The following is a 7,530-nucleotide window of genomic DNA, read 5'->3' as shown; positions in this document are numbered from 1 at the left end:
GGTCGCGAGGATCATCCTCGCGACCGCCCCGCGGCATGTGTGCTCGACACGGTGGGGGTTACGGCAATGGCGATATGGGAGAAGCTCTTCGGGAATTGGGGGAGCGCCGCCGCGCGCCAATTCGACGGCAGCGGCACCAACGGCGCGGTCGAACTGACCAAGCGCCGTCCCACGTTTTCGCTGACCAAGCAGGGTGCGGTGACCGGCAACCTGCGCGTCAACCTGTCCTGGCGGATGCGGACCTCGGACTTCGACGAGCGCCGCTCGTTCGGAGCCGGGCTGCGGCACCCGCTGCGCAAGTTCACGCCGCAGATGGTGCAGGCGCAGGGCCCCGCCATGGTCAACGTCGACCTCGACCTCGCCTGTATGTACGAGCTGCAGGACGGTTCCAAGGGCGTAGTCCAGCCACTCGGGAACATACTGGGCAGCGTCAACTCGCCGCCGTATGTTCAGCTCAGCGGTGACGACCGCTTCGGGTCGGGGTCGGGCGAGACGATCTACATCAACATGGACCACCGCGACGAGATCAAGCGGCTGCTGATCTTCGTCTACATCTACGACGGCACCCCCGCGTTCGACCGTACGCACGCCCTGGTGACGCTCTACCCCGGCAACGGCCCGCGCCTGGAGGTCTCGCTCGACGAGCGCGCCCCGGAGGCGCGCTCGTGTGCCGTGGTGCTGATCGAGAACATCAAGGGCGAGATCATCGTGCGGCGCGAGATGAAGTATGTGTACGGCTTCCAGTCGGAGCTGGACCGGCTGTACGGATGGGGACTGCAGTGGGGGCGGGGGTACAAGAGCAAGGTGTGACCACTCACACCTGGACCGGTGCCGGCGCCCGGGCGCCGGCACCGGGTCAGCGCCCGGGCTGGAACTGCGGCTGGAACTGCGGGCCCTGCGGGGGCAGCCGGAAGGCCGGGTCGGGCGCGGGCTGCTGCGGAGGGTAGCCATAGGACGGCTGAGGCGTCTGCGGCGTCTGGTGCTGTTGCGGATAGCCGTAGGACGGCTGGGCCGCCGGGGCCGCCGGGTACGGCGGGTAGCCGTAGGACGGCTGGGGCGTCTGCGGCGCCTGGGGAGCGGCTGCGGGCAGCGGTACGGACTGCGAGGGCGGCGGGATGACGGGCGGCGCGGAGGGCGGCGGCGGGTAGCCGTAGCCGGGCGCGGAAGCGGGCGCGGGCTGGGGTGCGGGCGCCGGAGCGGGCGCCGGAGCCTGCGCCGGTGGTGCGGTGGCGGCGGGCACGGGTGCGGGCGCGGGTGCCGGGTCCGGGGCGGCGGCCGGCTCCGGGTCGCCGGTGGCGCTCGCGCGGTCCGGGGCGCCGGAGGCGTCCGTGTCCTCCGTCTCCTCGACCGAGATTCCGAACTCCGTGGCCAGCCCCACCAGGCCCGAGGCGTACCCCTGGCCGAGCGCGCGGAACTTCCAGCCGTCCCCGCGCCGGTAGAGCTCGCCGCAGAGCATCGCGGTCTCGTCGCCCGTCTCGGCCCGTACGTCGAAGCGCGCGATGGGTGCCGTCTCGGTCGTCGCGGAGCCGCCGCGCGCCGTGTCGTACAGCAGGACGCACAGGTCCCGGACGAGGCCGAAGGGCCCGCCGTCGGCCGAGGCGGCGAGCACCACGCGCGTCACGGCGGGCTCCAGCGCCGACAGGTCGGCCTCGACCGAGTCCGTCGCGCCTTCGACCAGCCGCTTCTTGGGCAGGTGCCGGACCAGCCCGGAGGGGTGGCGGGGCTGGTTGTAGAAGACGAAGTCCTCGTCCGAGCGCACGCGGCCCTCGTCGCCCAGCAGGAGCGCGGAGGCGTCCACGTCCGGGACGCCCGGCCCTGGCGTCCAGCGCAGTACGGCCCGCACGGTCGGGGCCTCCAGCGGGATGTTCGACCCCTTCAGCATCGCGTGCGTCATGCCCGCAATCCTGCCCTCCCGCACGGCCCGGGGACAACGCAGGGGGTGTGCGGGACGGCTGCCGGGGGACGCTGAGGGGTGGTGGTCCTCTTTCGGTACCGCGCTCGCTTACCGGATGGATCCTTGCTGGTCATGAGCTTTTAACAGACTTGGGGAACTCTTGACCCACCCCCGGACGTACGATAATCGGCCACACTTCCGTGCCGGCCCGGCCGGAGGGGAGGCGCCCAGGCCGTGGCATTCGGGGAGAGCAATGAGGCATTTCGGATACCTTGCGCCTGCGGTGCGGAGCGCGTTGTTCCACAAGGAGCCGGGCGAATTCACCGCCGGTTCCCCCGCCCGTACGCTCGCCGCCGCCCTCGGTGCCACGCTCTACAGCCCCGCCACCCGCACCACGCTCGCCCGCGACGTCGCCAAGCAGGCGCGGCGCGGAGTGGTCTCCATGGTCCTGTGCCTGGAGGACTCCATCGGCGACGCGGACGTGGTGGGCGCCGAGGAGAACCTCGTCCGGCAGTTCACCGAGCTGGCCGCCGGCGAGGAGGCCGGGGACGACGGCAGAGGCGGCGAGCTGCCCCTGCTGTTCGTCCGGGTCCGCGAGCCCGCGCAGATCACCGACCTCGTGCGCCGGCTCGGCCCCGCCGGGCGGCTGCTGTCCGGATTCGTCCTGCCGAAGTTCACCGAGGAGCGGGGGCTGCCGTTCCTGGAGGCCCTCGCCGAGGCGGAAGCGGACTGCGGGCGCCGGCTGTTCGCCATGCCCGTGCTCGAATCGCCCGAATTGCTCCACCTGGAGACCCGGACCGAGACCCTCACCGGCATCGCCCGGGCCGTCGACAAGTACCGCGACCGCGTGCTGGCGCTCCGGCTCGGCGTGACCGATTTCTGCTCCGCCTACGGGCTGCGCCGGGCACCCGACATGACCGCCTACGACGTCCAGATCGTCGCCTCCGTCATCGCCGACGTCGTCAACGTCCTGGGCCGCGCCGACGGCAGCGGCTTCACCGTCACCGGCCCGGTCTGGGAGTACTTCCCCCAGCCCGAGCGGATGTTCAAGCCCCAGCTGCGCCGCAGCCCCTTCGCCGGGCCCGCCGAGGCGCTGCGCACGGCGCTCATCGAGCACGACATGGACGGCCTCCTGCGCGAGATCCAGCTGGACCGCGCCAACGGCCTGCAGGGCAAGACCTGCATCCACCCCTCCCACGTCGCCCCCGTGCACGCGCTGTCCGTCGTCAGCCACGAGGAGTTCAGCGACGCGCAGGACATCCTGCGGCCGGAACGCGACGGTGGTGGAGTGCTGCGCTCCGCCTATACGAACAAGATGAACGAAGTGAAGCCGCACCGGGCCTGGGCCGAGCGGACCATGCTGCGCGCCGAGGTCTTCGGCGTCGCCCGGGAGGACGTGAGCTTCGTGGAACTGCTGGCTGCGGGGTTGCAGGACGTATGAGCGAGGAGAACGCGCACGTGGTGTGGTCGGGACAGTGGGTCGCGCGGCGGCTGGGCGTCGATCTGGAAGGTGACGCCCGGCTGCCGGAGCTGCTGGGCCTGGCGCTGCGCCGCAACCCCAAGCGGGCCCATCTGCTCGTGTCGAACGTGCTGGGCAAGCACGTCCCGCAGCTCCCTTCCGTCGTATACGAAGCCGGCGCCGGGCTCGGCCGCCGGGTACGCGCGCTGCTGGGCGAGGCGGACGCCGCGCGGGCGGTCGTGCTGGGCTACGCCGAGACCGCCACGGGCCTCGGCCACGCGGTGGCGGACGGCCTCGGCCTGGCGCCGTACCTGCACTCCACGCGCCGCGAGGTGCCGGGGGTCCGCCCCGTGGGCGGCTTCGAGGAGGAGCACAGCCACGCCACGTCGCACCTGCTGCTGCCGGAGGATCCCGGCTTCTTCACGGGGGACGGCCCGCTGGTGCTCGTCGACGACGAGTTCTCCACGGGGCGCACGGTGCTCAACACGATCGCGGCGCTGCACCGGCGCTTTCCGCGCGAGCGGTACGTGGTGGTGGCCCTGGTCGACATGCGCGGCGAGCACGACCGCGCCCGGCTGACGGAGTTCGCCGGCGAGCTCGGCGCCCGCGTCGACCTGATCGCGGCGGCGAGCGGCACGGTGCGCCTGCCGGCAGGCGTGCTGGAGCGGGGACAGGAGCTGGTGGCCGAGTTCGAGGCGACCGTGGCGGCGGCGGGTTCGGCACCGCCGGGCCGCCCCACGAGGGCTGAGCTCCCCAGTCCCGCCCCTTCCCGAAACCGGGGGCAAGCCCCCGGGCCCCTGGGGTCCGGGGCGGAGCCCCGGGAAACGGCGAAAGGGCGGGACCGGGGCTCCTTCCCCGCCGCGACGGCGGGCAACCGTCCACCGGCGAGTCCGGCGGTGCCGAACCCACCGCAGGCGGCAGCCCGCGTCGACCTCGCCTGGCCCCCCGGCCTGCCCGACGGCGGCCGGCACGGGTTCACGCCCGCCCACCGGGCACGCCTGGAAGCCGCGCTGCCCGGCATGGCGGAGCGCGTCCGCGCCGCCCTCCCGGCGAACGCCGGGCGCGTCCTCGTCCTCGGCACCGAGGAGCTGATGTACGCACCCCTGCGCCTCGCACAGGCGCTGGAGCAGGAGTGCGCCGAGGTGCGGTTCTCCACCACCACCCGCTCGCCCGTCCTCGCCGTCGACGACCCCGGCTACGCCATCCGCACCCGCCTCGCCTTCCCGGCGCACGACGACCCGTCCGACGGGCCGGGCGAGCGCTACGCCTACAACGTCGCCCCCTCCGGCCACGGCGACGGCCACGGCCACGGCGACCGCTTCGACGCTGTCGTCGCCGTCGTCGACTCCGCCGGCGACACCCCCGCCCTGCACGCGCCCGGCGGACTGCTGGACCGGCTCGCCGCGCACACCGGGCACGTGCTGCTCACCGTCATCCCCTCCTACGCCCCCGACCGACAGGCCACACCCCCCATGCCAGAACCGCTCCGCGGCCCCGCCTTCTCCTCGTACGACCCCGAGGACGTCGGCTGGCTGCTCCAGGACCTCTCCGCCGTGGACCTCGAGGCACCCACCGAGGAGCGCGAGGAGGCCATCCAGAGCGGCGGCGCGCACTACGCGGAGTCGCTGCCGGTCGAGTACCAGCCCAGCGAGCGCTACCAGGCGCTCTACCACTCCGCCCTCGACGCCTCCGCCGCCCGCGTCGCCCGGGCCGTCGGCGCGGTCACCGAGACCGTGCTCGCCGAGCGGACGCCCCGCCCCGTCCTGGTCTCCCTGGCCCGCGCCGGCACGCCCGTAGGGGTGCTGATGCGCCGCTGGGCCCGGCACGCGCACGGCCTGGACCTGCCGCACTACGCCGTCTCCATCGTGCGCGGCCGGGGCATCGACCCCAACGCCCTGCGCTGGCTGGCCGCCCACCACGACCCGGCCGACGTCGTCTTCGTCGACGGCTGGACGGGCAAGGGCGCCATCACGCGCGAACTGGCCGACGCCCTGCGGGACTTCCCCGGCTTCGACCCGCGGATCGCCGTGCTCGCCGACCCCGGTCACTGCGTGGAGACCTACGGCACGCGCGACGACTTCCTCATCCCCTCCGCCTGCCTCAACTCCACCGTCTCGGGCCTCATCTCCCGCACCGTGCTGCGCGCCGACCTCGTCGGGCCGCACGACTTCCACGGCGCGAAGTACTACCGCCAGCTGGCCACCGCCGACGTCTCCCGCTCCTTCCTCGACACCGTCCGCGCCCGCTTCGCCGAGGTCGAGCAGGACGTCGCCCTCGACGCCAAGGAGATGGCCGCCGCCGACCGCACCCCCACCTGGGCCGGCTGGGCGGCGGTCGAGCGCATCAGCGAGGAGTACGGCATCCACGACGTCAACCTCGTCAAGCCGGGCGTCGGGGAGACCACCCGCGTCCTGCTGCGCCGCGTCCCCTGGAAGATCCTCGCCAAGCGCGGCGCGGGAGCCGACCTGGACCACGTGCGGCTGCTGGCCGAACAGCGCGGCGTACCGGTCGAGGAGGTCGGGGACCTGCCGTACAGCTGCGTGGGCCTGATCCACCCCCACTACACCCGCGGCGCCACCGGCGCCGACGGCAAGGCGGTGGCCGCGCAGTGACCCTCCTCGTCGCCAGCGACCTCGACCGCACCCTCATCTACTCCACCGCCGCGCTCGCCCTGTCCATGCCGGACGCGCAGGCACCGCGCCTGCTGTGCGTGGAGACGTACGAGCACAAGCCGCTGTCGTACATGACGGAGACCGCCGCCGCGCTGCTGGCCGAACTGGCCCGCACCGTCACCTTCGTGCCCACCACGACCCGCACCCGCGAGCAGTACGAACGCGTCCGGCTGCCCGGCCCCGCGTCCGCGTTCGCGATCTGTGCCAACGGCGGGGAGCTGCTCGTCGACGGCGAACCCGACCTCGCCTGGCGGGCGGCCGTGCGCCGGACGCTGGCCGCCGAGTGCGCCTCGCTGGAGGAGGTCCAGGAGCGGCTGCTGCGCACCACCGACCCGGCCTGGCTGCTCAAGTCCCGTACGGCGGCCGACCTGTTCGCCTACCTCGTCGTCGACCGGGAGCAGCTGCCCGCCGCCTGGGTCAAGGAGCTGGCCGTCTGGGCCGGCGAGCGGGGCTGGACGGTCTCGCTGCAGGGCCGCAAGGTCTACGCCGTGCCCAAGCCGCTCACCAAGAGCGCTGCCGTGGCGGAAGTGGCGCGCCGCACCGGCGCCACCGAGGTGCTCGCCGCCGGCGATTCGCTGCTGGACGCCGACCTGCTGCTGGCGGCCGACCGCGCCTGGCGCCCCGGCCACGGCGAGCTCGCCGACGCGGGCTGGACCGCCCCGCATGTGACCGCCCTGCTCACGCGGGGCGTGGCAGCGGGCGAGGAGATCCTGCGGGCCTTCGCGGAGCGGAAGGTTCCAGAGGGAGCGGTCCGGGAGGGCTAGTCTCGGGGGCGCGTCACCGTGTCGTCGTCGCAGCCCTCCGTCGTCCTCGACGAGCCAACGAGGAGATCGCGTGCCCGAGATCAAGAGCGCTCCGCTCACCCCCGAGCTGTACGCGTACGTACTCGCCCACAACCCGCCCCTCGACCCCGTGCAGCGCGCCCTGGTCGACTCCACCCACGCCCTCTACCCCGGCGAGGCCATCAAGCAGGTGGCCCAGGAACAGGCCCCCTTGCTGGCCTTCCTCGTACGGCTCACCGGCGCCCGGCTGGTGGTGGAGGTCGGCACCTTCACCGGCCTGTCCGCCCTGGCCATGGCGCAGGCGCTGCCCGACGGCGGCCGGCTGATCACCCTGGACGTGTCGGAGGAGTGGACGGCCCACGCCCGCCAGGCGTGGGCCACCGCGGGCATCGCGGACCGGATCGACCTGCGCATCGCGCCCGCGGCGGACTCGCTGCGCGCCCTGCCGGCCGAGCCGCACATCGACCTCGCCTTCCTCGACGCGAACAAGGACGGCTACATCGACTACTGGGAGCAGCTGGTGCCCCGGCTGCGCCCCGGCGGCCTGATCGTCGTCGACAACGTGCTGTTCATGGGCCAGGTCGCGGACCCGTCGGTGACCGACGGCACGGCCGCGCACGTACGGGCGTTCAACGAGCACGTGGCCGCGGACCGGCGGATGGAGTCGGTCATGCTGACGGTCGCGGACGGCCTGACGCTGGCCCGCCGGGTCGGCTGACGCGC

The 7,530-nt window shown here is 73.6% G+C and carries 6 protein-coding genes; 5 read left to right on the top strand and 1 reads right to left on the bottom strand.

Annotated features, from left to right (window positions below; all coding sequences use genetic code 11):
• Positions 1-66: 66 nt before the first annotated feature.
• Positions 67-810 carry a Tellurium resistance gene (locus ABZ956_RS11440; RefSeq protein ID WP_361890458.1) on the top strand — a complete coding sequence of 248 codons (744 nt, stop codon included), beginning with the start codon at positions 67-69 and terminating at the stop codon, positions 808-810.
• Between the two features lie 46 nt (positions 811-856).
• On the opposite strand, the gene ABZ956_RS11435 is transcribed toward ABZ956_RS11440, so the two are convergent.
• A complete protein-coding gene (locus tag ABZ956_RS11435) occupies positions 857-1,894 on the bottom strand; it encodes a TerD family protein (RefSeq protein WP_361890456.1) in 1,038 nt (345 codons plus the stop codon).
• Between the two features lie 253 nt (positions 1,895-2,147).
• Here ABZ956_RS11435 and ABZ956_RS11430 point away from each other — a divergent pair, with 253 nt between their 5' ends.
• From ABZ956_RS11430 to ABZ956_RS11415, 4 genes are all read left to right on the top strand, one after another.
• Positions 2,148-3,335 carry an HpcH/HpaI aldolase/citrate lyase family protein gene (locus ABZ956_RS11430; protein WP_361890454.1) on the top strand — a complete coding sequence of 396 codons (1,188 nt, stop codon included), beginning with the start codon at positions 2,148-2,150 and terminating at the stop codon, positions 3,333-3,335.
• Positions 3,332-5,965, top strand: a complete 2,634-nt coding sequence (locus tag ABZ956_RS11425) for a phosphoribosyltransferase domain-containing protein (RefSeq protein ID WP_361890452.1) — start codon at positions 3,332-3,334, stop codon at positions 5,963-5,965. The genes ABZ956_RS11430 and ABZ956_RS11425 overlap by 4 nt, the downstream gene beginning before the upstream one ends.
• Positions 5,962-6,789, top strand: coding sequence for an HAD family hydrolase (locus tag ABZ956_RS11420; RefSeq protein ID WP_361890449.1), 828 nt, complete (start codon positions 5,962-5,964; stop codon positions 6,787-6,789). Before ABZ956_RS11425 ends, ABZ956_RS11420 begins: the two co-directional genes overlap by 4 nt.
• Before the next feature lie 70 nt (positions 6,790-6,859).
• A complete protein-coding gene (locus ABZ956_RS11415) occupies positions 6,860-7,525 on the top strand; it encodes an O-methyltransferase (RefSeq protein WP_361890446.1) in 666 nt (221 codons plus the stop codon).
• The last annotated feature ends 5 nt before the right edge of the window (positions 7,526-7,530 follow it).

Source organism: Streptomyces sp. NPDC046261 (assembly GCF_040646235.1).
Taxonomy (GTDB): Bacteria; Actinomycetota; Actinomycetes; order Streptomycetales; family Streptomycetaceae; genus Streptomyces.
Note: the sequence above shows the minus strand (reverse complement) of the source record. Positions and strands in the feature narration are given on the sequence as shown.

What these genes read in the sequence shown, in the direction of transcription:
- ABZ956_RS11440 (WP_361890458.1), top strand. Translation starts at nt 67, where the DNA reads ATGGCGATATGGGAGAAGCTCTTCGGGAATTGGGGGAGCGCCGCCGCG.
- ABZ956_RS11435 (WP_361890456.1), bottom strand. Translation starts at nt 1,894, where the DNA reads ATGACGCACGCGATGCTGAAGGGGTCGAACATCCCGCTGGAGGCCCCG.
- ABZ956_RS11430 (WP_361890454.1), top strand. Translation starts at nt 2,148, where the DNA reads ATGAGGCATTTCGGATACCTTGCGCCTGCGGTGCGGAGCGCGTTGTTC.
- ABZ956_RS11425 (WP_361890452.1), top strand. Translation starts at nt 3,332, where the DNA reads ATGAGCGAGGAGAACGCGCACGTGGTGTGGTCGGGACAGTGGGTCGCG.